We start from the raw sequence: 24,945 nt of genomic DNA, 5'->3' as shown, positions 1-24,945 counted from the left end.
AAGCTGATGAAGCAATTAAACATTTAGAAGAAAATTTTCTTAAAAACTCTAAATTTTCTGAATTAATTAGAGAAGTACGTGTACTTAAAGATGAATATGCTTTAATAAAAGCTGATTTGTATGATGTATTTGAAAAGATTCACAATAAAAAAACACCATTAATGGAGAATTATAAGAACAATAGAGATAAGATAAATAAATTAACACAATTGCAAAATAATTTAAATATACATACTGAACTTGAGCAGCTTATAAATATGATTGATATTGCAGAAAATGAAATAAGCTCTGCGGCTTTCTTGTTTGAAAACGCTCAGAAAAGGTTAAAAGAAAGTATTATTAAAAGATTAGAGAGTAAAAATTATAGAACTTCTTATGGATTAAAATTGTCTAGAGAGGCTACAAGTGGTGCAAGAAGTGCTTTAAATGACGCAAGAAGTGCTTTAAATAATTTAGAATCTTCTGCTTTAAAAAAACTTGAACCAATGGGGAGAAAGAAAGAAATAAAAGAACTTATTAAACATGCAAAAACTGTTTTAGAAGGTTTTAACTAAAAAAACAAAGAATTCTTTACCCAATGTTTCAATTGAATTTAACAATTTATTTTTTATGACTTCATCGGATACTGTATTTTTACAAGTAATCAGAACAAACAGCAGCATAATAAATACTAAACTTGTTATTTTTTTCATTGTTGAACTCTCATTTATAATTATATAAATAAAAATCTAAACCTATTCTTTCTTTTATAGAAAAAAGGTTGTTTTTGGTTAAATATTTTTTTCATGCTATCACCTCGTGTGAACTGCTATTTCTAAATCAAAGATTATAGAAATAGCAGTTCACACCTAATCTATAATAAAGTTTGCTTAATAGCTTTATAAGCCCCCTCAAGTTCTACAGCAGCACCTAAAAAATCTGCTTCTTTTTTATAATAATTATCATACCTGCTTCTTGAATTTATTTCCCTATCATTAACCATATCTCCAATAGTTTTCACAATACACTCAAGAGCTATAAGATCATTTTCCTCTACAAACTCTTTAGCTTTATTGACAAATTTTTTAGAAGCTTCAACAAACTTACTATCAACAAACTTAGAAGATATAACATCAAAACTCTCAATGTAGGCTAATACAACAGATTTTCTAAGTTTTTTATAAGAATCAGCAGCATGTCTGGCATTAGACACATTATCTACAGCTTGGTCTAATTCTATAGCAAAATCATCAATTAATTTACTTAAAAACATAGGTTTGTATTCTTCTATAATCTTTTCAAGCTCCTTAAACTTATTAACAATTTTATTGTCTTTTTTAAGTATAGATATAGCTTGATTAACCTTGCTTTGATCAGAATATGTAACTTCCGAATAAGTCATAATATCATTATATGCTCCTGTATATTCGTTATAAATAGTGTCTAATTTTATAGAATAATACTTGGCCTTTTCAACAAAAATTTTAAGCTCATCAATATTTCTCTGATTTAATCTACTAACATCACATGATAATAAACTTATTGAAATTAACATGTATATTGATAAAAAAATTTTTTTCATATTTTCTCTCCTGCTAAAATCTTTAGAGATTCATAGCTTCTAGCACAAGTATATTGCTATAAATACAATTTTACTATATCTGTGAACTGCTATTTCTAAATCAAAGATTTTAGAAATAGCTTCTTGTTTCATTCCATGATAGCTTTTTAGGCTCTAAAAGAACGGTCATCCACTAGAGCATGGTCCACAAGCTTTACTTCAGGCAGTTCCTGCCTTAGTTTTTATTTCTTTATAATAATAAACCTTAAGGTTTAGACTTGCATTTATATCTCTATCATGCAAAGTGTTACAACTACTACAAGTCCACCTAGCATCACTTAATCTTAGAGTCGTATTTTTAATGTGACAACTACTGTATAGTTTACTTGATGAAAAATATCTATCTACTTTATACAAAGAGTATCCATACCACTCTGATTTGTATGATAATTGTCTTACAAACTCAGACCATCCTAAATCATTAATACTTTTTCCAAACATTCCTTTTTGCATGCCTTTAATTGATAAATTTTCTATTACTACGTTTTTATAATTGGATACAAAGTAATAAGATAATTTATGAAAAAAGTCTTTTCTTTGATTTGAAATTTTCTTATGCAGTTTGACAACTCTTAATCTAGATCTATCTCTATTAATAGAACCTTTTTGCTTTTTTGATAGTTTTCTTTAGCATTTTTTAAGTTTATTTTCATTTTTTAATAAATATTTAGGATGATTGATTTTCTCACCCCCACTACTTACTAAAAAATGTTTCATACTCATATCAATACCAACTATTTCTTTTTTATCACCTTTAGTTTCATTGTTATTTTTAGTATCTAAGCACTCAACTGTTATTGAAATATAATATTTATCATCAGTATCTTTTTCTACTACTACATTTTTAATATGCTCATTATCTTTAATGCGTCTATGTAGACATAACTTTACAAACCCTATTTTAGGTAACTTTATATAACCATTTTCTATTCTTATTGAGCTTTTTTGATTATTGGTTCTAAAAGTTTGCCTATTTTTTTTACTTTTATATTTAGGGAATCCTTGCGTTCTATTTCCCTTTTTAATTTCCCTAAAAAAATTATTATACGCAGAATTTAAGTCAAGTTGGACATTACAAAGAGCCAAACTATCAATTTCCTTTAAAAAAGGAAATTCTTCTTTATATTTACTTGGATAGGTAATAAGATTTTGTCTATTATTTTTATAATAATCTTTCTTATCACTTAACATTTTGTTATACAAAAATCTTACACATCCAAATACTTTTGAAAAATATTTTTTTTGGTTATTGTTAGGATATATTCTATGCTTATAAGCTTTATTAATACCCATATGTTCTATTATTTTATAATATTTTATACTTAGTGTATATGTCATAAAAGCTAAATTTTAATAATCACTGCATATATTCAATTAATTATCATCTAATATTAGTTACTAAATATCGGCATAAATGCTAAGCTTTCATCTTCTCTTTGCCAAATAATAATTAATATATGTTATTTATGGAAAGTAACCCTTAATGAATTCAACCATGATAAAGATCATATTCATTTATTACTAGAATTTACTCCCAATATTCAACCTTTAAATTCATCAACAATCTAAAAACAGTATCTTCAAGGCTTATAAGAAAAAAATATTCTACTTATTTAGATAAGTATTACTGGAAACCTTATTTTTGGTCTAGAAGTTATTGCCTTATCTCTACTGGAGGAGCTTCTATTGATTTCATCAAAAAGTATATTCAAAATCAAAACAAATCTATTTATTAGCAAATTCATCTCCACCTAAATTTCATAGAAATTATAGGTGGGGAATTCTTTGTTATTTTTAGTTAAATTTTTATCTATATTAGTATCTAAATTATATAAATTACCAATAATATTATGTTCAATTCTATCATTAAGAAATAATTTTTTTTTATTTTTTTTGCTCATATATATATCCTCCACATACTTAATTATGTCATATTTATAACTACAGTAAACTACACCACTTTCCCTTATTCTTTATGAAATAATTATTTTGATGATTTATAACTACAGTAAACCTATCACTTTGTTTAAATAGATATATAGGTATTTGTAGATTATGTTACCCCTTACAACTATAAGATATTTTTTAAAATCTATTTTTATTTCTTTTGCATGATTTACTGTATATATGTTTGTTTTATAAAACATAGCAATATATTTATATACATAATAATATGAATCTTATAAAGATTAGATAATTTGAAAATATTCTACAAGTAGAGAATATGAAAAAAAATATTTTAGCAACATACTCTTAATGCTATTAAGTTTATCATCATATGATACAAATACTATTAATAAATTAACAAATAAAACAAAAGAAAACTTTTTAAAAAATCTATGCTTAGATTTTTTAAAAAATTGTAAATTAAGAAATTTGATTGATTTAATTTTGAAAGGCAATAATTATGACTAGAAAAATGTTTGTTGTTTATGCTATTCTTGCACTAACAAGTTGCTGTAAGAATTATGAAAGTAATGTAGAGCTAAAAAACCAAATTGAAGAATTTTTAAATACAAAAGAAATAGCTCAGAACGTTGTTAAAGATTCGAGATTAGAAGAGGCTGAAAAAAAAATTCAAGAATTAACGAATAAAATAAATGAAAAAGATAAAGAACAATTTGGGCATAAATTAGAAAAAATTAAAGATAGATCGGAAAAGAAACAAGAAAATATAAAACAAGAATCAGAAACAATTAAAGAAAAATTAAAAAACCTATTTAAATATTATAATATATCTGTACCAATTCCTAAACTACCCAAAAATTATCTTGAACTCGGACTTACGTCTATATCGAATCTTATTAACGTATTTTCTGAATCCAAAAATGAATTTGGATGGGCTGCACGTAAAGGATTCTTTTTGGTTTATGCACTGTATGATCATTACATATTAATCTATAAATCAAATATGGAAAGACTTGAAAGTGCATTAACTCCAACAACAATAACTAAAAAACTCGATCCATTAAATGAAAAAATCAATAAGGTTATTGATTTGGTTAATTCTATTAAATATAAATCGGAAAATAAACCAGAAACAATTAACGAAAAATCAAAAACCCTATTTAAAGATAATCTTGAACTCGGACTTACGTCTATATCGAATCTTATTAACGTATTTTCTGAATCCAAAAATGAATTTGGAGAGGTTGCACATAAAGGATTTTCTTTGGTTTATGATTTGTATTCCTATTACACATCAATCTATAAATCAAATATGGAAAGACTTGAAAGTGCATTAACTCCAACAACAATAACTAAAAAACTCGATCCATTAAATGAAAAAATCAATAAGGTTATTGATTTGGTTAATTCTGATGATAAAAATCTCAAAATACATAATGGTCTAAAATTTGATGAATCAGGAACACCTATTTATAAAAACCAAGAAATATCAAAAATTAAAAATCTCACATCATCAATGTATAACATAAATTGAATATGAAAACCTAATTTTCAAACAAATTAGCACCAAAAGCAGAAGATTTATTAAAAATTATCACCGGCTTATAGTTAAGCTGATTTAAAAAGCTTAAAAAGTGATTTAGGAAAAATCAAAGAATATCTTGAAAATCTTAAAAAGAAAGAGATAGATTCCAAAGCTATAAAATGGGGAGAGTATTTAATGTAGATTGTCCTCAATTAATAGTTTTTAATATTTAATTAATATTAAAAAATTAAGAATCCCTAAATATAGAGGATTTTTATTTTATCAAAAAAGAAAAGCCATAGAAAATAAAATTTAAGAATGCCTTATCTTATTAAGATACTAAAAATCTTATTTAAAAAAAAATAATTTATAACTAAAAGCCCAATATTTTATATAATTTCATTCATTAATCCTTACATAGACATTAATACTAAAAATGAAAATTATCTTAAAGCATACTGTTCTATTCCTTTCTTCACTTTAAAATATTGTTCATCAATAGTGGGCCTAGGCATAAAAACCTCCCTCCCATTATAAAAATATTCATTTCCCCCTTCACCAGAATACTTAATATCTGGAGAATATAAAGCCCTTATGCATGAATAAAGCCAATAAACTTCGTATTTAAATTTATTATTCTGCTCATTTTTTAACTTGCCAAACAACTTAATCAGTTCTTTAGATCGCTCAGAGCCTAAATCTAAAAAGAATTTATTAAAATACACCTCATTATAGTCAGGCACTGGAGGTACATCGCGATAATTAGGATCTTTTAAACTAATTAAAGTCTTTTTTATATCGACTAACAAACGATGTTCAGCCGCATATAATCTTAAATTAGAAAATACACCTTCAGTAATAATCTCATCAGGCTCTTTATCATAACTTTCCATTTCCAAATTCTCAATCTCAAAAAAAGTTTGAACGGCTTGTTCCTGCTTATCAGGCAAATAACACCCTAATAAAGCTAATGTTATTATACAAATGCCAACCAAAATCCCCATATATGCTTCTCCCCCATCTTACTGTTAAGGTAATCTATAAATATATAAGTTAATCCAAATACTATTTTACTAAACTCAAAAAGCTCTACTAAAATAGATTTCTCTACAAAACAAGCATATACCAATTTTATCTTTTCTCAAAAATTGTTAAATAACAAATCATTATATTGATTTATGAAAAATAAATATTTAAATAATCTCCTTATAAAATATATTTATAAATAAATAAATACATACATACATAAAAATTAAATTATATGATTCTCACAAACTTAATGTTTATATTAAAAAATTATATAGATGTAATGGCGCTTGCTTTTAAGCATACTTATTGATTAGATTCTCAATTAATTGAAAAAGCTTTAAAGTAAACTTGCTTTAAAATACTATTCTTGGTATACCGCCATTTATTAATGCCTTATTTATATCCAACAAGCTTTCAAGTTTCATTAATTAACTAAAGAGATTTACTCTTTTCTGTTTTAACTTCTTGGTTAAAAAATCCCAAAGAGCATGTATGTATAACTGGTAGATAGTACTATTCTCATAAAATAGTTTAAATAACCTCCTATATTTGTCCCGCTCATTTAAGAATCTTCTTTGTGCTTCAAATTATTAACTTGCCTTTCAATCTCAGGTTTGGCTTTTTAAAGGTCTTCTTTTGATTTTAATTAATCTTCATTTAGCTAAATCAGAACAATTACTAAAATCATTTTAGACTCAAACTTATATAAATCTAAGTAACTTTAAAAACCTAATTCATCTTTAAACCCTTCAATATATTAAATATTAAAATTTGAGCTTCAAAACAAAAAATTATTAAGTGTTTACTTACAACTTAAAAAATTAATTTCTATAAAAATAGAATCTTTTTTTGATTACAACAAGCTAATATTAATTTATTATTAATTGCACGAATATTTTACTTATCAAAACTTATTATTAAGAGATAACAAAAAATATGATATTAATATTAATTTTTGGTTTGACAATTCAAATTTTTGCCACAAAAGATAAGCAAGATAGAATTGAAAAAGTGTTGTAAGTTCTCTTTAATACGATAAATATATTAGAAAAAGAATAAATCCACTCGTACCGTTACTTTTAAATTCATTTTTGTTTTTAGGAATAGAATCCTTTATATAAGAAGATTATACTGGTAATGACACAGTGCTTAATCCTCGGTTATTGGAAAGGAATCCTTTGGCTAACTGGAAATATTATTGGTAATACTGCACAAAACGCAACAACAATAACCAGGATTCACACCAATAGGGACAGGAGCGGAGTGGACACGATTGCAGCATCCCACATAACCTCGCTTATTATTCCATTCAAAAGTGTAAATAAGTATAATGAAAATCTTAAAAAAAGACTTGGCATTGATCTTGCGGGTTTTTAACCCAATTTTGATATTGGAATAAGCGGATTCAAACTGTCGTTTAAAAAAAGTTATTAAATAAATATAAAACAATAAATTTTACAAGCTAATAATAAATAGGCTTCGCCGAAAACTTTAAATTTTAACAACGATCAACAAAACATTATTACCGGGTTTTTAAATTGACAATTAAGGTCGTATTAGTACGAAAACACAATCACTGATAATTGTATAAAAATTGTTTAAATTTTGCGAGTAATTACTTATATGTTTTGCTTTGTTTTTTTAAAATTTAAATCAGAATATTCTTTAAACACCTTTTTAAACAATCTTTATCGTTCAAAAAAATCTTGTCTAATAAATTCTCTATAAATTTTTTTATTATCTCCTTTAATATCCTATTTAATTAGCTCAAAATTCAAAATTCCAGTCTTAATGCTTTTTGAAAAGCATGGCACCAAAAAACCAAAATAAAAATAATATAAAGAAAAACATATTTAAAACACTTATATCTTCTTTCATAATTTTTTTTATTTTAAGTAATTTTTAAAGCCCTTCCCATTTCCTTGATGTCAAAAATTCATAAAATATTTTCTCATTATATCAGAAAAAGTATTTGCGGCTCGAAAAACAAATATTTTATAACTCTTAAGATGCTTATTAATAACTTATTTATATAAGTATCAATAAAAATATATTGAAGCTATCTTTTTTTTTAAAAAAGGATTATAGAAACAGCAGTTCGCGTTATTTATTTTACAATTTATTCAATACATAAAAGAATAGACTAACCAAAATGCCTATTGCACCTTGAGAAGCTAATGCAATTCCTATCATCCAATTATTAAGTTTTAATTTGCTATCGAATTCGGTTTTTAAACTTTTAATTTCTCCTTTTACAATGCTAATTTCATCTCTTACAAAACCTTGAAGCTCTAGTTTAACAATCTCTGAATCTTTTATTGTTATTTCATTATGATAAAATCTAGTAGCTAAATCACTTGCTAATATTTTATTCATGCCTAATCTAACAAGCTCATTATACAAATCATTTTCATTCATTTGTCTCTAATATATACTTATTATACCCCTATTTATGTGGAATTTAGAAATAGCAGTTCGCTCGGACCTAGCAGGCACAAAAAAAGCCCTTATGGGCAAATATTTTACTACTGAAAACGGAGAGAGAAAAGTTCTCTAACCTAATTTAATAATAATATATTATACAATTATTATCAAGGGTTCAATTTTTTCTTTTATCTTTTCTATGATTTTCATAATCAATCATAAGATCTGACAAAATATTTTTTTTATCTTTAATCAGCCTCTCTAAAATAAAATAGATCCTTTTGGTATCTTTTTTGCAAAAATCATAAACTTCTTTGTCTTTCATTAAAATTCTAATGGGTATATTTGGGTTATCATCCCCTTCTTCTACATTTTCTTTAATCATATCTCCTTTATATGCATATGAAGAGTTGTTTTTTAGTATATCTTTATATGTAGCTACAAAACCCATTTCTTTAACTTTTTCAATAGAAATAGCCCCTTCTAAAACTTTCTCATAAATTTTCAAATACATATATGCTTGGCTTCTAGCAATTACATAAGACTTTATAAACTGTTTAAAGCTTTTAAAACCATCATATTTATAAAGTTCTTTTTGCTTAATTTCATATAGAATTTTCATTCTTTGAATTTTATTATTAATATCGGATTTTAAATTTAATTTCAACTGTTCTTTTAGTTCATTGTAATTTCTCAATTCTTCATCTTGATTGTTATCTAAATTTAATTCTTCGCCAGTAGAGATTTCTACCCTTTTATATAAAGTTACTTGCTTTTTATTTTCTTTTTTCCCCATTTATATCTCCTATTTTCAGGTAATTTTTGGCAAAATTACCTGTCCGATATCGAACAACTCTAGATAAGTAATATTATTGCTAACAAAAATGTTAACTATAAAGAAAAAATATTTTTTAAAGTATCTTTTATTTCTTTATGATACATTTCTTTTGCAGAGGGTTCTAATCGTCCATTTATAAGAACTTTTATGCTATTTGAAAAATGGACCTTGCCTTTAATATATTCTCTATATTCTTTATAAAGCAAATCCTCCACTTCTTTTATAGTGTTTCTATTTTTTATAAACTGATTCTCTACAATAGAAATATTGTATATTTTCTTTCTAAACCTTGTAATATCATTAACTGCATTAATCAAAATGGTAAAACTTTCTATTGACCATATTTCCACCTGAACCGGAATTACAATATAATTCGCAACATTTAAGGCATTCTTTAAGAGAAAATCTAAACTAGGAGGAGTATCTAATAAAACATAATCAAAATTATAATTTTGAATATTTTCATTTAAATGATGTTCTAAAATAATTTCTTTATAATCAATGGCTTCCGAATTAAATTTTCCTAAAATGGGATGAGAGGGAATTATAGAGATATAATCATTAATCTTGTAAATGCATTCATTAAAATGGAAATCTCCTTTTAACATACTGTAAACATTGTATTTTTCGATATTTGAAATATATCTATTAAAATAAGAAGTTAAAGAATTTTGTGGATCTAAATCAATTAATAATACTTTTTTGCCTAATTCTTTTAATACATAAGAAAAAAGTATAGAAAGTACACTTTTTCCAACTCCTCCCTTAATTGAAGCCATTGTTATAATATCTGATTTTTTAATACCCATTTTTTTAAAATTCCTCCATCTGGTAATTTTTTATTGTAAAACTTATATACTTTGCTTTCCATTTTTTCTAAATGATTTAGTGTAAACTGATAGTACTCGGTGGTTTCTTTTTCTTTTTTTCTCAATAAAGTTCTTAGAGACAATATGTAAGACTTGATAGATCCTTTTTTAAACCTAAATTCTATGTGATATAGTTTTTTTATTGCATAAATTTTATTATCTTCTTTTTTAAGAAATAAAGGTTTTTCAAGACGATCCCATCCATATTTTATTCCTAAAAATTTATCATTTTTTTCTAATGCAAAAAGATTAAAAAAATAATAATCTTTATTATTAAATTTTTGAAAGACAAGCCTAAATCTTTGTTCTTTGTTGGTAACTCTGAAATCAATTAGATGTTTAAATATTTTTGTGTAGTATGTTTTTTTGCCGTCTATTTCTTCTATTTTACTAAAAGCATCTTTCTTAATTAAAATGTCACTAATCTTTATTGAAGCTTTTTTTTGTTTTAGTTTTTCAAGTAATCTACTCAAATTTTAATCCTTTTGTCAAAATGTTAGCTAAAATATTATTTGCTATTATTCCAGCATGTCCTGAAAAGCTCGTTTTTTTATTTTTCTTCCATTTAGTAGTGTAAACATCTTTAAATTCTCCTGCAAGGATATAGAAATCAGTTTTATAGGGTGCCGTTTTTCTCATAAAATGGATTTTATCTTTATAAAGATTTAGTTTAGATAAGAAAAATTCTTTAATATCTTCAACCACATAATCATATTTTAGATAATTTTTAAAATCTTTATAGTTTAATAAAGCATTTTTTAGTGTTGCAATTGGGTTTTTAGTGTTAGAAGCTATTGATTTAATTCTTTTAAATAAAGAGCTTTCTATAGAATTCTTATTATATATATTTATATATAGTTTATTATATACAGTGATATTTTCAGTGATATTTTGAGGTTCAAAATATCCTTTTTCTTTTTTAAAAACATCTTTTTCTTCCTTTACTTTCTTGATTAAGTCTGCTTTAGTGCTACTAAAATATGCATCAATCAATTTATGTGCAATAGGGGACACTTTATATATACAAAGCTTTCCTTTAAATTCTCCAAAGTTATTTGAAAATGTTAGTATTTTTTTTTCTAATGCTTTTAGTTTAACTAAAAATCTTAAATCTGGCCTTAGAGTATTAATTGTGGTTTCTTTTTTATTTTCTTTACATATATTTGAGTTTAGTACACGAAGTATATCTCCTTGATGATGAACCCCAAGTTCTTTTACTTTTTCGGAAGTAAAGTGTTCTTTATTGATTGAGGTACTGTATTTTTTTTCAAACTCTTTATTTAAGTAAATAATAACTGAAATAATTTTTTTCAATCTACAAATTTTACTAAGTAGTTTGTTTTTATAGGTTTGGTGTTTGTGGTTAGATATAACTGATTTCATTTTTAATCTCCATTTTCAGTGTATTATTAATAATTTTATTATAATCAAAATATTTGATTAATTTCAACCCATGAACTATTTATTTTTAAATCAAAAATTATAGAAATAGCTTTTTGCTTTATCCTATAATAGCTTTTTAGATTCTACAAGAACGGGTAGCCCTCATAGCATGATCCACGAGCTTTACTTCAGGCAGTTCTTACCTTAGTTTTTATTTTTTTATAATAATAAAACTTAAGATTTAGGGATGTATTTTTGATACCATAGTTGCTATATAGTTTACTTGATGGGGAATATCTATCTACTTTATATTATAAAGAGGATCCATGTCACTCTGATTTATATGATAATTGTGTTACAATCACATATCGTTCGTTCTAAATCATTAATACTTTCTCTAAACATCCTTTTTGCATGCCCTGAGTTGACAAGTTTTCTATTGCTATATTTTTATATTTAGCTACAAAGTAATAAGATAATTTATGTAAAAAATCTTTTCTTTGATTTGAAATTTTCTTATATGGCTTAGTAACTTTTAATCCAGATTAATTATATTAAAGAGCCTTTTTGTTTTTTTGATAGTTTCCTTTAGTTTATTTTCATTTTTTAGCAAATGTTTAGGATTATTGGTTTTCTCCCTTCTCCCGCTACTTGCTAAAAATTGTAAATTAAGAACTTTGGGTTATTTTTTAATTTTAGGAGAGGATAATTATGAACAAAAAAATGTTTATTATTTATGTTGTTTTTGTACTGATAAATTATTGCAAGGATTTTTATATCTTTATTACTTGCATAATTCCGAATAAGATGTTTCTAAAGAATTAATTAACAAAAGACTAGATAATTATGATTTTGAAAATGAAAATGATAGAAACCTTTTTTTGCCCATGCTTCACAAATTAGAGGGTGTTTAAGAAAAATTAGGATTAAAGAAAAAAGTATTTTTAGATGCTCTTGATGTTATGGGTTGCCTCATGAAAAATAAATTAATAACGCTAATATTTATTAAGCTTAAGATAATAATTTGTCTTATGGCTGGTTATTCAGATCAAATTTTTGATTATTTAATACAATTAGACTTGTATAAAATTGATTTTGCTGAGAAATATGGAGAAAAAGCTAGCAATAGGTTTGAACAATTTTATTCTAGCAATAAAGTATTTATATTTAAACAAATATTAAAACAAGTTTTGGTCAACTTGTCTAAGATTAGTTTTTTAACTTTTAAAAAAAACCAATCTTAGGATATGCTGTGAGTATTAAGAAAAGCTAAAAAAGATTTATAAATAACATAAATGGTTACTATAAGCATAAATAATGAAAAATAATAACATTATAAAAACAAATGATCCAAACATATCTCTTTATAAAGAACTATCAAAAGATTTTATAAAAAAAGAGAATATTAATAAACTAAAAGACTTTTTTATTCTTATAAAGAATAAACTTTCTTCAATAGATGATAATTCAACAGAAGCAAATATAGAGTCTTTACTAAGATCTATATTTGAAAAACTAAATTATTCAGTAGAACAACAAAAAGTTGGGCAAATAGAAGGGGTGGATTCCAGAGTAGATATACTACTTTTTGAAAATGATAAAGACAGAGTAGATTTTAATAATAAATTAGAAGAAGCTAAAAAAAATAATGAGCCTATTTTAGCCGAAGATATCTTACTTATAGTAGAAGTTAAGCGCCCATCATTTAGTTTTGACACTAAAAATAAAATAAAAGAAGCAGAAGATCAGCTATATAGATATCTAAATCAATATCAAAAACATTATGGGATACTTTCAAGTGGAAAGATATGGAGATTATATGACAAATCAAAAGTCCTTTATGGAGAAAAAAGATATATTGAATTTAATTTTTCTAAAATTAAAGAAAAAGAAGAATATAAAGAACAAGAATGGTTTATTTTATTCATCTACCTTATAAGAAAAACAAGATACCTAAAGACAAGCAATGTAATAGAGATTGAAAAAGAACAAATATCTAAAGAAAAAGAGATAATCCAAAAAACTCTAAGAGAGATGCTTTATGAGAGGCCTGATGACTCTATAGTATTTAAAATTGCAAAAAATATATATGACAAAGAATTCAAAGTATCAGGCAAAGAAATTACTCAGCATATTTTAGCTAGCATTCTTGAAGAATCAATTATTTTTATTTTAAGAATATTTTTTATTGCATATATTGAAGATAATGACATATTTAAAAAAATATTAAAGGAAAATAAGCTATACAGATCTTCTATATCTTTTAGGTATTTTTTTTATGATAAAAATACAAAAAAGAAATTAGGATATAAAAAAATAATAACAATTTTCAATTTACTTGATAAAGGAAGTGATGTAATAAAGTTTCCTGTATTTAATGGAGGGTTATTTTCAGAAGATAAGGTTAAATATTTAAATAATGAAGGTTTGCTAAGTATTAGTGAACTTGAAGAAATACTAATTAAAATACTTTTCTTTGAAGAAAAAAATATTAAAGATGAAAAATTTGTAGAGTATTCAAAGTTAGATCCTAAAAGTTTTGGAGAATTGTACGAAACTCTACTTGAATATGACCTAAGAATTGCAGATACTACTGTTCATCGTATTGTTGAAGACGGGGCTTATCTCATTCGTACCGAAGAAGAGCTTGCAAACAAGCAGGCAAACAAAGTTGCTACATACTATAAAGGGAATATTTATCTTACATCTAGATCGCTTGATAGAAAGAAAAGTGGAGCATATTATACCCCAGATGACTTAACTGATTTTATGGTCACATCATCAATTGAAGAACAGCTTAAAACCAAGTCCCCTTTAGATATAAAAATCATTGATAATTCTTGTGGATCAGGTCATTTTTTAATTTCTTGTCTAGAATACTTAACAGAGAAAGTATGGTATGAGTTAGATAAATTTGAAGATGTAAAAAAAGAGCTTGATAAAGAATATAGGGTTCTTATTAAAGAAAGTGAAGAATATGATGTTCAAGATAGCATAAGTAAAGAATTAGTACTTAAAAGGATGCTACTAAAGAAGTGTATTTATGGTGTTGATATTAATCCTATTTCAGTTGAAATTACTATGCTAAGTTTATGGATTAATACCTTTATTTTTGGAACACCACTAAGCTTTATTGAGCACCATATAAAAGTAGGAAATGCCTTACTAGGATATGCCAAAGACGAATTTTTTAATATTGTAAAAAAGAAATTTGAGAGTGGATTTTCTTTGTTTAAAAAAAGAATTAAAGAAATTACAGTTATTTTAGAAGATATCTATCAAAAAATTAAAGGTATTAATGATACTACTAAAGAAGACATAGAAAAATCTAAAAAGATATACAAAAAATATGAAGAAAGTAAAGATATAGATAATTTAAGAATAATATTTTCTTTAATTAAACTTTATTCATTATCTTTTGATAAATCTTTAAATATGAAATTTAGCGATATTGCGTCTGTAATTAGTTTAATTGAAAATATTTTGGGTAATAAAACTTCTAGTAAAGATAAAGAAAAAATAGAAAAAATTAGAAAATTAAGTAGCTACTGTAAATTTTTTCACTATGGAATTGAATTTCCAGATATTCAGGAAGGATTTGATATTGTAATTGGAAATCCTCCATGGGAGAAAACTAAATTTAATGAAACAGAGTTTTTCTCAAAACATATTCCTAACTACAGAAAACTAGGTATAAAAGAACAAAATAAAATAAAGCAAGAAATACTTAGCAAAGATAATCATCCTTTGAGCATTGAATATAATGAAGAAAAAAATAGTATAATTGCCATTAATAATATTTATAAATTTGATTTTAAAGACTTTACTAGTGGTGGAGACCCAAATCTTTTTAGATACTTTGTTACATTTAATTTAAAATTAATGAAAGAAAAAGGTAATTTAACTTATTTAGTTCCTTCAGCTATTTGGAATGAATCTAGTTCTAGAATACTAAGAAAACATATATTTGCTCACTATAAACTTAACTATATTTATCAATTTGAAAATAAAAAAAGATTTAAAGATGTAGATTCTCGTTTTAAATTTGTAATATTTCAACTTAGCAATATTAAAGAATCTACATCGAGCTTTAAAGCAAAATTCATGATTCAGAGTAGTGATAATATTTTAAAAGAAATAACTAGGGATTTAAGAGATAGTAAAGACGATGCTTATAAAGGAGTTGAATTAAATATAAATCAAATTAAAAAACTATCTCCTATTCAAGAATCAATAATAGAATTCAAAGACAATGAAGAATTTACTCTTATTAACAAAATGTTTAGCAAATTTAGTACTCTTGGTGAAGGATATGTTGATTTTAAAAAAGGCTTAGATCCAAGCATTAAGAATCGTAAATCTTTATTAAAAGAATATAATAATAGAAATCTTATATTTCTTTATTCTGGAGCTAATATCCATCAATTTAATTCAAGATTTTTTGAAGATAAAGATGCAAAAGAAAGCTCTAAATTGTTATGGATAGATAAAGAGGATTTGAAAAAGGTATTAACTAAAGATAACCAATATCAAACTGAAAGAGTATTTTATAGAGCAATTGCAAGCAACACAAATGAAAGAACCATGATTAGTACTTTATCTCCTGGAAATTGTTATTGTGTGAATTCAATGTATATAAATTATGAGAAAACACCAATATCACTTTATAAAAAATTATTTATTATATCTATTTTCAACTCATTTGTATTTGACTTTTTGTTAAGAAGATTTGTTGATTCAAATGTGCTAAAATCATGCCTTTATCAATGCCCAATGCCTCAACCCGAAGAAAAAGAAATTTTAAGTAATCCTTTATATTTAAATCTTGCAAAAAATACTTCTTTACTGATAGCCAAAAATGATCCCGAGAACTTTAAATATTTACTTTACTTAGAATATTTTGAGTTTGATAAAGAAAAAGTTAATAAAATACTAAATCTAAATGCGGAAGATGAATTTTTTAAAGAAAAAGAAAGTGAAAATAATTTTATTGTAGCTCGTCTTTATTCACTGACCAAAGAAGATTTTAGGATTTTACTTAATGACTTTGAGGTATTAAAAAATAAAAAAGGAGAAGTCTATATTTCGTCTTTAATAAAAGGATATGAGAATTATTTAAGAATAAATAAGCTTAACAATTCAAGTTTAGTTAATTGCTATAAAGAGATTTTATTTACTTAATAAAATATATGTTTTTACTAAAAATATTACTATAAAATTATGAAAAAGTTATTTTTAGCAAAGTTGTTCTTAAAGAAAGCAGTAGATAAGCTAAAAAACTTTTAGAAATAGAAGAAAATAATGTTTATATATTTTAAAATGCAGAAATGTATCATTTTAGTTGTTTTTTAAAGCTAAAGAAGATTATTAAAAATAAAGAGTTTGTAATCCATATAGAAAGTCGTAGAGAAGTATATATTAGTGACATTTCGTAATTCTTTTTGTGATGCGTATATGGGGCCAAAGAAGATTATTTAGTAAAAATTATTGGTAATTTATAAAAAGAGTTTTTATAGGTTTTTATATTAATTAATTAGAAATATTTTTTTTTAAAAAAAGCATCTTTTTTATAACATGTTTTAATAATATCTTCTTGATTTTTTTATATTAATAAATCAATTAAGTATTATTTAAGACAATATATGCTAAATACTCCACATTTTATAACTTTAGAAGTTATCTCTTCCTTTTTAGAATTTTCAAGTTATCTTTTAATTTCTTTTAAATAACTTTTTAATCTTTCTAAATTATTCCCAATATCACTAACTTCTACAGTATTTATTTTCTTTATCATCTTTTATTTTGCTTTTTGAAGTGCTTCTAGTATTTTCTAAGAAATAAATCTATTTATTAAAAATTTCACTAGGGTATTTATTATTCATCAAATCAATAGGAAGCTTTAATTTTTCTTTTGATAAATCTGGATACTTGGCAAATATTAGCTTAACAACATCATTAAATAGCTTTAGATCTAATACAATTTCATGGGTTTTATCCTTACTAGCTTGCCTATCTTTTATAGTAAGATAGGCAAGCATATAACTACATTTACTCTTTTTTATAAAAAGAGTAAAAAAATCTGTTAAAGCATCATTAAAAACCCCAAAATTATATGAATTAATATATCCAGCCTCTCTTGAAACTTCTTTCAAAGTAATTTTAGCAAAACCATCAGTTCTATATTTCTCAAAATCAAAATTCACTCCTTCAAAAATTAACTTTAGATTTTTAACTTCATATCTTTTTTCAAACTCTTTGGTTGACTCAAATGCTATTATTTTAGCTATTGGAACCTTTATACCCATTATTTTATAGTTATCATCATTGATATGATAAGTGTCGCCACTAAACAATGACCAAGAAAAAGTTTTAAGTCGAATGGGCGAAAAAATATACGAATATTTAAGTCCTTTAAGATCTTCAATTAAATTATTATATCTGTCTTTTATAGCCCTTAAATTATTAGGTTTTATCCATGTAACACTTCCTGTGAATAGTCCACCCCAAACTTCTCCTTCTTTTATTTCGCTTGAACCAAATTCTTCGTTAATACAGGAAATATTTTTAATATCTTCTTCATTATCTTCTTTAATATCTTCTTCATTATTCTCTTCACTTAGCTCAAAGTCTAAACCTTCAGTTTTGATGTTTTTTAAAGAATTTGATTCTACAACACAAGAATAAAAAAATGATATAAAGAAAAATATATTCAAAATACTTATACTCTTTTTCATAAAATTCTTTTTGCTTTAATTAATTTCTAAAGCATTACTCCAGTAATTTAATATTAAAAATTCATAAAACATTTTTTTATTCTACGCAGAAGAGAGTTAGCTAAAAAAATGAACTACTTATTCTATAATCTTTAATTTAGAAATAGTAGCTCATCTAAGTAGTTTTACTAGTATTAAAATGAAAAATTAATCATATATTTATTATTTCTATTTTTAGGTTAAAAATATTTACGAATATTTATACTTAAAGCTTGACTTTTTACCAAAGACGAATCTTGGTTTTATTCAATAACTAGGAAGAAACTTTTTAATGAACTCGATTAAGAATAAAATAATTTTTGACACCTTGGGTATCAAAAATTAAAAAGATATATTTTTAAATACTAATCAGGATAAAAATCTAGTAGTCTAAAGCGAATTAAAAGAACAATTAAAATTAAAGTTATAAGATGTTATTAATAATAAAGTTAAAGAAAAAGACCTTTATAAATATGATGGTTTCAAAAGTTTTGAACAGTTTATAAAATCTTTTGTAGTAGTAAAAACTCAGGCCTATATGTATTTAAAAGTTTATGAAAAAGTTTTAAAAAGTGCTGTTTTTATTGATAATATTAAATAAATGCTATTTATTTAATATTATCAATATTTGCAAAAAAATGATTTTATTGATATCCATAAAGCTACTCAAGAAAAAATAATTTAAATGGTGTAAAGATTTAAAAAAAAACAAGTTAAAGGATTTTTATATACAAAAGATAAGATAAAAGAAGAAGAGTGGACTGGAGTTTTTGGAAAATTTGGATCAGGAATTTATCCAAAAATAGGAATTAATGCAAGCTTTATGGACATCTATAAGGGCAAGTTGAAGATCTAAAATTAAAAGAGATTGATAAAAAATCAAGAATTAGAGGATAAAATAGGGAAAGTGATCCTAAACCTCTCTTTTAGAATATATTCTAAGTATGAAAAAGAAATAAAAGAATTTAAGAAAAAACTTAAAAGATAGATAATGGCGACAAGGCGATAAGCCAAGGGCAAGTTGCAGTCAAAGTATTTATTTTTTAGAAGATACACTCAGCTCTAGGCTTCTTTCTATCAATTCTTTTATCTTCCTTATTATATTTGAAGAAAAACTAGCAAGCTTTTCTATATTTTAAATTTGCTGAAGTACAACACTAAAAAATTCCTAAAAACGCCTATAACATTATTTATTTTAGTATTATTAATAATAAGGTTTAGTTTTTCAAGACCAGATTTTAATAAGGTTTGTTAATTTTCTTAATTTCAATATAGCCCGCTTTTATTTGTTTTAAATACATAATCATGTGATTCAGTCTCCTATTTTTATTTCACTTTGACTCATGTTGATTACTAATACTTTAATTTTGATTAATTTGATTAAAGTCATTAAGTATATTTTCTAAATTTAGTTCTATTGGTATGTTTAGTTTTTACATCTTGTGAGGGTTTTTCAAGATTATCTATATTACTTTAAATAAAGACCTTTTATTATTCATTTTTATAAAGATAAAAGATATGTAGCTTAATATTAAATAAACTATATTTTAATTTTTAAATTAGTTTATCTAAAATAAATGTTTTTATTATTCTAAAGTAATTAATTTTACAGTTAATAAGCAAAAATAAATAGATAATATAATATCTGTTTTAAAAGGATTTAATAAGCACTAATAAATACCTTACACAAGTATTTTAATGTCTTTTCTTTAAGAAGGATGTTAATAATATCTATTTCTTAACTTTTTTTATTATTTTTAAATTTATATGTCACAACAATAGATAATGTGCAAAAAATAAGTATTAATAAAACAAATGTATTTATAGCACTTATAAAATTGGTTAAAATTGAACATATGTCTAGTGCTAAAAATTAAAATATACGAGTAATGTACTATTAATAGAATTTATAGTTCCTAAAACTTTTGAATCTATATTTTTTCTTAAAAAATATTCTAAATTATTAGAATAAACAGAAATTAAAATCGCTAAAAATATGATTATAGTAATAAATATGTAAATATGTGAAATTATTTTTATTAAAACTTATAATAAAAATATTATAGCTAAAATAATATAAATATCATATTTTGAATGTTTAATTTTTCTAAATATCCATGCTCCTTAATATCTGATACACGGAATAGTACATATATAATTCCGAATATATTAATAGATATATTTTTATCAATAAAAATTGCTTGCCAGTATAAATAAAAAGGTTGATAAAAAAATTGAATAGCGCTCTAAAATAAATAATTTTAAAAGTTCTTTAGATTATAATAATATTATTATTTTTTTGTAATCTTTATAAGATATAAAGTTAAATTTTCTTTATTGTGCTTATTATCATTTTTACAAATGATATAAAAGTTTTTAGCTTTTTTGAATTATTTTGGTTTATTTTAGTAAAACTAATATCGATTGTCCCGGTGTTAATAGCAGCTGACATCCCATATATAAACCACGAAATACAAAGAAGCATGAATGAAGAAGCTTTAAAAATAATAAAATAAGAAATCATTAGCAAGAAAATTGATGTTAAATAAACAATTTTTCTATCAAAAATATCTGATATTATTCCTGATGGAAATTCAAAAATAATAATTGCTGCCATATAGCAAATTTGTACTATAGCAATATTTTTTAGTGATAACCCTTTATTTATTAAAATAATAGTTAGTATAGCATGGGGTCTTTATTTGCTAATATTATTTTACTTTCTAATTTAGAAGATGGTGACTTTTTTATACCTATGTCAGTACAGTAGTAGCAAGATGAGATATTTGGAATATAAAATGGACCAATAACTGAGAAATCATTAAGATATCCAATATTTATAAGTGAAATAGTATTTTCAATACAAAATTTATTAACTAAAGGTAAACAGTATTTATTATATATAATGATAGCACTATTAATGCTGGTTGCATTTTTGAGTTAATAAAAATATTCTTATTGAGCATAATTTCAATCCCTATTATATATCAATTAATAATATAAAATTATATTTATTGCATAAGATATTAAAAATTTAAAAAAATAATCAAAACAAAATATTTTTCATTTTTATCTTCTAGATTTAAAATTTTTTACTTCAAAAAAATAAAACTCATGTTTTAAGTTAAAAAATAGGTATATATTACTTTTATATAGCATTATTTTGTCTATAAGTTTAGTAAACTTAGGTACAAAATCCAAGGTTAAAAAATAACTAGCTTATACAAATCAGTTGCTTTAATTTCTACTTTTGTATATATATTGTCTAAATGTGCACTATGCATAAAAGCATGTGCTATATGAATAATTTATTAAATCTAGATAAAGAGAAATAAATTTTATTTAGTTCAAAAGGATATAAAATTGTGTTTTTTAAAAAAGTATCTAATTATTGTTCTAATATTAAACCTTATAAACTATTATTATATTTTATAAAAACAAAAATTCAGAGCAGGTAAACAATATAAACAATATTTATTAGTAGTCTTGATCGTAATCGAACATAAGCTCCTTAGATTTTTCAAGGACTTGGTTCAAAATAAACGGTATTCAAAAGAGTTAGAGCAATCAAGAAAAGAGTTTTTATAAAATTTAAAGAAAGATGCCCGAGGGCTTCTAAGTTGTAAAATAAGCTTAATCAAGGACTTAGCTATGATAATGATGATAGTAAAATAGAAAATTTATTTGCTCAACTTGAAAATGGCAACGTGAAAAAATTTCTTCAACAATTACATGTCATGCTCAAATCCATTAATGACGACACACTTGCAAGCTTTTCATCATTAAATTTAAAAATTTTCCAATTTAAGTCAAAAACAAGAACGAACACTATCTGTGCGAAGAGCCAATTATACATTAATATTTTGATTATTACAGTAATGGTATTGATACCGCATAAGTTTTTTAAAAGCACAGTGTCAGAATTAAAACCCCAAAGTATTTTATGTTTATGTCTGACTCATGAGAAGGGTATATATATATATATGATTGATACTAATATTTTTTAATGTTGAACTATACTTCAGATTAAGTCTTAAATTCCCAATGGCAAAACTCAAAATAATCTATTTTAGATAAATTTTGTTTAAAAATTAAAATATAGTTTAGCAATATTAAGCCCAATATCTTTTATCTTTATAAAAATGAATAATAAAGAGCCCATATTTAAAGAATATATCATTAATAATATTAAATCTATTGAATTAATATTATTAAATTAAAGATTGTAGAAATAGTAGTTTGCTTATTACTAGAATTTAATCATAATATTGGCTTTTAAATTTATTAACAATCTAAAAATAGCATCTTCAAGGCATCTTATTTCTGCTGGAAGGGAGTTTCTATAAACATCATGAAGGAGCATATTTATAAAACTAATAAATCAATTTGACAAAGCTTGTTTCCACCTAAAGTTTATGTAAATTATAGATGGAAAATTCTTTGGAATCTTTAGTTAAAATATTAAGTCTACCTTTTATTGAAGATAGTTTTTTGCATTATAACAATTTCAATATATAATTTTTAAGGTATGTATTGAAAATATGTCGCTTTTTATCTTTTCTGATTCTTCCCTTTTTTTTATAAGTTCTTTGTAAAGTTCAATTACATGAGATTTGAGCTTAGTGGAATTTGTTTTTATAAGATTTTTATTATTTTGATAATCTAATAAAAGTTGGTTTAACATTTCTGAAACGATTGTTTTTGTAGATAATAATTTCTCAAATGAATTTTTAAGCTTTTCTAAGTCTAAAGTGTCTAGTTTATCTATAGTGTTTTTTTTGGAATATAGATAAACAATCACGTCGTCAATAGCACTTCCAAATCCGTTAAAGATATTAAATAGGCTTTGTGTTTGTTCTGATAATATTATAATTTCTGAAAGTTCCTTTAATTTATTAGTGTCAATAGCATTTAAGGTGGCATAAATACATTTTCTATATCTTTTAGATTTCTCGCTATTATCGGCTATCTTTTCACCTGATAAATTTCCCACCCAAACTAATTTTTTGAAAGCCAATATTCCATATTGGTCTAAAGGTTCTTCTTCCAATTTTTTTACATATTTTTCTCTATCTATATTAGCTGTTTCTATTAAATTTCTTAGATCTTCAATCGGTGTGTTTTTTATTCTTTTATTAGGGGCTTCTTCTTGATTTGGATTTGCTTCTTGATTTAGGTTTACTGCTGTTTTGGTTTTTAATCCCTCTTTATTGGATTTTAGTTCTTTTTTACTAGATTGATCCCTCATATCTTTTTGATTGGTGTTAAAATTTGGATTGCAAGCATTTAAAAATAAAAAAACAAATATGCTTACAATTATATTATATTTCATAAATATTCTCCTTATTTATTATCTTACATTTAAGATAATAAAATAATCAATATAGTATTTTCATTACCAGAAGTTTTATATTATTTTAAGCTTTTTTAAAAAATTTATTTTGATATAAATTTAATTAAATTTGTTTATTTAAATAATAGTATGTGTTATTTGTGAATAGATTTTGATGATTATTGTATTAAAGATTTAAAAACTTTGAAATTGTAAATAATTTGTAGAGTATTTTAAGGCATTATCGAATGGTTCTATGAAGTTATTCTAATGAAAGTATTTAAACAAATAAACCGAAAGGTAACTACCATGTTGATGTAATATTAATTTATTTGTAGATTTAGTATCTATGGTCGTTGTTTAGTATAGATCTGTTGAAAAATAAGTGAATTCTAGCTTAAAGGTATAGCATTAAAATGATCAAATAATCCACCCAGGTGCCTTTTTATTAGTTTTTAAGGCTTTAATAGGATAATAATGATTTAAAGCAATATTGTGCTATAAAAAGCACAAATAGGGTAAGAATTAATAATGAAAGATATAATAATCGGGCTAAAAAATCGACTAAAAGTTGTTAATTTGAACACAAAACATTTCAATTTAAATGAAGCTTTTACATAGGTAAGTATTCAGGCTTTAGAATTCTTTTGTATGTATTTATTTATAATTATAAGGATTAAATTTTAATATTTAATTTCCATAAATAAGTATAATGATTCAGTATTTAACAATTCTTGAGAAAAGATAAAATTGGTAATAATTTACGTATTATGTTTATTATTTCTAAAGTAATCTAGATGCTTTTTGATAATGTGCAAAATAAGGCAAATTTAATTGAATTAACTTACAGAAACAAAAATTTAGCATATGTGGATGATATTGCAAAAGAGGTTGATATGATATTCAAGATGGGAGACTTTTTTAAAAATAGTTGTATAGAAATTGGGTTTAGGGGTCTTGATGGGGTTATACAAGGTTTTGGTCAGTGTCGGATTTTTATAATAATTGGAGCACGTCTTAGTCTGCTTTTGCGCCCAACATAGTGATTAATAATATAATAAATGTTAGTATGTTATTATTTGTGCATTTTTGTTAAGCTTCCTTTTTAGCTTACAAAAGCCAAATATAATACTATAATTATATTTGTTTATTTTACTAATTTTGTTTAGAAACTTATTATTTCAATCTTTTAGAGGAGAATAGTTTTTGATACTTTTCTCCTAAAATCCTAGGTTTTTAAGTTTTTGGCTTTTTGGAGGTTAAAGTTTAGCTTTCTGAAAGATCA

Annotated in this window: 18 protein-coding genes and 4 pseudogenes; 9 read left to right on the top strand and 13 right to left on the bottom strand. The window is 24.0% G+C overall.

Annotated elements, in window-relative coordinates; genetic code table 11:
- The coding region (locus BBIDN127_RS06410) for a P12 family lipoprotein (RefSeq protein ID WP_014023121.1) at window positions 1–554 on the top strand (554 nt) is incomplete at its 5' end.
- 299 nt (window positions 555–853) lie between these two features.
- Here BBIDN127_RS06410 and cspZ read toward each other — a convergent pair.
- On the bottom strand, window positions 854–1,561 hold the full coding sequence (gene cspZ / locus BBIDN127_RS06405) for a factor H-binding protein CspZ (RefSeq protein ID WP_044055026.1): 708 nt from the start codon (window positions 1,559–1,561) through the stop codon (window positions 854–856).
- A gap of 198 nt (window positions 1,562–1,759) precedes the next feature.
- Window positions 1,760–2,893 (bottom strand): annotated as a pseudogene (locus BBIDN127_RS07645) (RNA-guided endonuclease InsQ/TnpB family protein).
- 71 nt (window positions 2,894–2,964) lie between these two features.
- Between BBIDN127_RS07645 and tnpA the strand changes: the two are divergent.
- Window positions 2,965–3,336, top strand: a pseudogene (gene tnpA / locus BBIDN127_RS07340) (IS200/IS605 family transposase).
- 15 nt (window positions 3,337–3,351) lie between these two features.
- Here tnpA and BBIDN127_RS07730 read toward each other — a convergent pair.
- Window positions 3,352–3,501, bottom strand: a complete 150-nt coding sequence (locus tag BBIDN127_RS07730) for a hypothetical protein (protein WP_014023118.1) — start codon at window positions 3,499–3,501, stop codon at window positions 3,352–3,354.
- Between the two features lie 506 nt (window positions 3,502–4,007).
- Between BBIDN127_RS07730 and BBIDN127_RS08025 the strand changes: the two are divergent.
- Both BBIDN127_RS08025 and BBIDN127_RS07635 read left to right on the top strand, forming a co-directional pair.
- Window positions 4,008–4,604, top strand: a pseudogene (locus BBIDN127_RS08025) (BlyB family putative holin accessory protein); the annotation flags it as partial.
- Window positions 4,605–4,643: 39 nt separating this feature from the next.
- Window positions 4,644–5,042 carry a BlyB family putative holin accessory protein gene (locus BBIDN127_RS07635; protein ID WP_050792369.1) on the top strand — a complete coding sequence of 133 codons (399 nt, stop codon included), beginning with the start codon at window positions 4,644–4,646 and terminating at the stop codon, window positions 5,040–5,042.
- A 434-nt stretch (window positions 5,043–5,476) separates the two neighbouring features.
- Here the strand turns inward: BBIDN127_RS07635 and BBIDN127_RS06385 are convergent, their stop codons facing one another.
- Window positions 5,477–6,037 (bottom strand): P52 family lipoprotein, encoded by a 561-nt coding sequence (locus tag BBIDN127_RS06385; protein WP_014023114.1) that lies wholly within the window; start codon window positions 6,035–6,037, stop codon window positions 5,477–5,479.
- 1,162 nt (window positions 6,038–7,199) lie between these two features.
- Here BBIDN127_RS06385 and BBIDN127_RS07875 point away from each other — a divergent pair.
- On the top strand, window positions 7,200–7,439 hold the full coding sequence (locus BBIDN127_RS07875) for a P13 family porin (protein ID WP_081462140.1): 240 nt from the start codon (window positions 7,200–7,202) through the stop codon (window positions 7,437–7,439).
- A gap of 735 nt (window positions 7,440–8,174) precedes the next feature.
- Here BBIDN127_RS07875 and bdr read toward each other — a convergent pair.
- The 6 genes from bdr to BBIDN127_RS08020 all read right to left on the bottom strand — a co-directional run bounded on the left by bdr (window position 8,175) and on the right by BBIDN127_RS08020 (window position 12,088).
- A complete protein-coding gene (gene bdr / locus BBIDN127_RS06375) occupies window positions 8,175–8,480 on the bottom strand; it encodes a Bdr family repetitive protein (RefSeq protein ID WP_014023111.1) in 306 nt (101 codons plus the stop codon).
- Between the two features lie 181 nt (window positions 8,481–8,661).
- Complete coding sequence (locus BBIDN127_RS06370; RefSeq protein ID WP_014023109.1) at window positions 8,662–9,282, bottom strand: chromosome replication/partitioning protein; 621 nt, start codon at window positions 9,280–9,282, stop codon at window positions 8,662–8,664.
- Window positions 9,283–9,377: 95 nt separating this feature from the next.
- Window positions 9,378–10,133 carry a ParA family protein gene (locus BBIDN127_RS06365; RefSeq protein WP_014023108.1) on the bottom strand — a complete coding sequence of 252 codons (756 nt, stop codon included), beginning with the start codon at window positions 10,131–10,133 and terminating at the stop codon, window positions 9,378–9,380.
- Entirely contained in the window at window positions 10,106–10,666 is a 561-nt protein-coding gene (locus tag BBIDN127_RS06360) for a DUF226 domain-containing protein (protein ID WP_014023107.1), read from the bottom strand. The genes BBIDN127_RS06365 and BBIDN127_RS06360 overlap by 28 nt, the downstream gene beginning before the upstream one ends.
- Window positions 10,659–11,576, bottom strand: a complete 918-nt coding sequence (locus tag BBIDN127_RS06355; protein WP_014023106.1) for a plasmid maintenance protein — start codon at window positions 11,574–11,576, stop codon at window positions 10,659–10,661. Before BBIDN127_RS06355 ends, BBIDN127_RS06360 begins: the two co-directional genes overlap by 8 nt.
- A gap of 377 nt (window positions 11,577–11,953) precedes the next feature.
- Complete coding sequence (locus BBIDN127_RS08020; RefSeq protein ID WP_411431082.1) at window positions 11,954–12,088, bottom strand: hypothetical protein; 135 nt, start codon at window positions 12,086–12,088, stop codon at window positions 11,954–11,956.
- A gap of 417 nt (window positions 12,089–12,505) precedes the next feature.
- Here BBIDN127_RS08020 and eppA point away from each other — a divergent pair.
- Together eppA and BBIDN127_RS07625 are read left to right on the top strand one after the other, a co-directional pair.
- Window positions 12,506–12,820: pseudogene (gene eppA / locus BBIDN127_RS06350) on the top strand (exported protein A EppA); the annotation flags it as partial.
- Window positions 12,821–12,893: 73 nt separating this feature from the next.
- Complete coding sequence (locus tag BBIDN127_RS07625; RefSeq protein WP_014023104.1) at window positions 12,894–16,757, top strand: class I SAM-dependent DNA methyltransferase; 3,864 nt, start codon at window positions 12,894–12,896, stop codon at window positions 16,755–16,757.
- Window positions 16,758–17,419: 662 nt separating this feature from the next.
- Here BBIDN127_RS07625 and BBIDN127_RS06340 read toward each other — a convergent pair.
- Window positions 17,420–18,310 carry a S2/P23 family protein gene (locus BBIDN127_RS06340; protein ID WP_044055025.1) on the bottom strand — a complete coding sequence of 297 codons (891 nt, stop codon included), beginning with the start codon at window positions 18,308–18,310 and terminating at the stop codon, window positions 17,420–17,422.
- A gap of 454 nt (window positions 18,311–18,764) precedes the next feature.
- Here BBIDN127_RS06340 and BBIDN127_RS07620 point away from each other — a divergent pair, with 454 nt between their 5' ends.
- Window positions 18,765–18,929 (top strand): chromosome replication/partitioning protein, encoded by a 165-nt coding sequence (locus BBIDN127_RS07620; RefSeq protein WP_233421659.1) that lies wholly within the window; start codon window positions 18,765–18,767, stop codon window positions 18,927–18,929.
- A gap of 1,722 nt (window positions 18,930–20,651) precedes the next feature.
- Here BBIDN127_RS07620 and BBIDN127_RS07865 read toward each other — a convergent pair.
- Together BBIDN127_RS07865 and BBIDN127_RS06330 are read right to left on the bottom strand one after the other, a co-directional pair.
- Complete coding sequence (locus BBIDN127_RS07865; RefSeq protein ID WP_014023101.1) at window positions 20,652–20,945, bottom strand: MFS transporter; 294 nt, start codon at window positions 20,943–20,945, stop codon at window positions 20,652–20,654.
- A gap of 1,890 nt (window positions 20,946–22,835) precedes the next feature.
- Window positions 22,836–23,660, bottom strand: a complete 825-nt coding sequence (locus BBIDN127_RS06330; protein WP_014023099.1) for a virulence associated lipoprotein — start codon at window positions 23,658–23,660, stop codon at window positions 22,836–22,838.
- A gap of 797 nt (window positions 23,661–24,457) precedes the next feature.
- On the opposite strand from BBIDN127_RS06330, the gene BBIDN127_RS06325 reads away from it, so the two are divergent.
- Window positions 24,458–24,703, top strand: a complete 246-nt coding sequence (locus tag BBIDN127_RS06325; RefSeq protein ID WP_014023098.1) for a hypothetical protein — start codon at window positions 24,458–24,460, stop codon at window positions 24,701–24,703.
- Window positions 24,704–24,945 lie beyond the last annotated feature (242 nt).

Origin of the sequence: Borreliella bissettiae DN127, assembly GCF_000222305.1 — a bacterium.
GTDB lineage: Bacteria > Spirochaetota > Spirochaetia > Borreliales > Borreliaceae > Borreliella > Borreliella carolinensis.
This window is presented reverse-complemented; position numbering and strand designations above follow the sequence as displayed.

What these genes read in the sequence shown, in the direction of transcription:
- bdr (WP_014023111.1), bottom strand. Translation starts at nt 8,480, where the DNA reads ATGAATGAAAATGATTTGTATAATGAGCTTGTTAGATTAGGCATGAAT.
- BBIDN127_RS07625 (WP_014023104.1), top strand. Translation starts at nt 12,894, where the DNA reads ATGAAAAATAATAACATTATAAAAACAAATGATCCAAACATATCTCTT.
- BBIDN127_RS06365 (WP_014023108.1), bottom strand. Translation starts at nt 10,133, where the DNA reads ATGGGTATTAAAAAATCAGATATTATAACAATGGCTTCAATTAAGGGA.
- BBIDN127_RS07865 (WP_014023101.1), bottom strand. Translation starts at nt 20,945, where the DNA reads ATGGCAGCAATTATTATTTTTGAATTTCCATCAGGAATAATATCAGAT.
- BBIDN127_RS07875 (WP_081462140.1), top strand. Translation starts at nt 7,200, where the DNA reads ATGACACAGTGCTTAATCCTCGGTTATTGGAAAGGAATCCTTTGGCTA.
- BBIDN127_RS06370 (WP_014023109.1), bottom strand. Translation starts at nt 9,282, where the DNA reads ATGGGGAAAAAAGAAAATAAAAAGCAAGTAACTTTATATAAAAGGGTA.
- BBIDN127_RS07730 (WP_014023118.1), bottom strand. Translation starts at nt 3,501, where the DNA reads ATGAGCAAAAAAAATAAAAAAAAATTATTTCTTAATGATAGAATTGAA.
- BBIDN127_RS06325 (WP_014023098.1), top strand. Translation starts at nt 24,458, where the DNA reads ATGCTTTTTGATAATGTGCAAAATAAGGCAAATTTAATTGAATTAACT.
- BBIDN127_RS06340 (WP_044055025.1), bottom strand. Translation starts at nt 18,310, where the DNA reads ATGAAAAAGAGTATAAGTATTTTGAATATATTTTTCTTTATATCATTT.
- BBIDN127_RS06385 (WP_014023114.1), bottom strand. Translation starts at nt 6,037, where the DNA reads ATGGGGATTTTGGTTGGCATTTGTATAATAACATTAGCTTTATTAGGG.
- BBIDN127_RS06330 (WP_014023099.1), bottom strand. Translation starts at nt 23,660, where the DNA reads ATGAAATATAATATAATTGTAAGCATATTTGTTTTTTTATTTTTAAAT.
- BBIDN127_RS06355 (WP_014023106.1), bottom strand. Translation starts at nt 11,576, where the DNA reads ATGAAATCAGTTATATCTAACCACAAACACCAAACCTATAAAAACAAA.
- cspZ (WP_044055026.1), bottom strand. Translation starts at nt 1,561, where the DNA reads ATGAAAAAAATTTTTTTATCAATATACATGTTAATTTCAATAAGTTTA.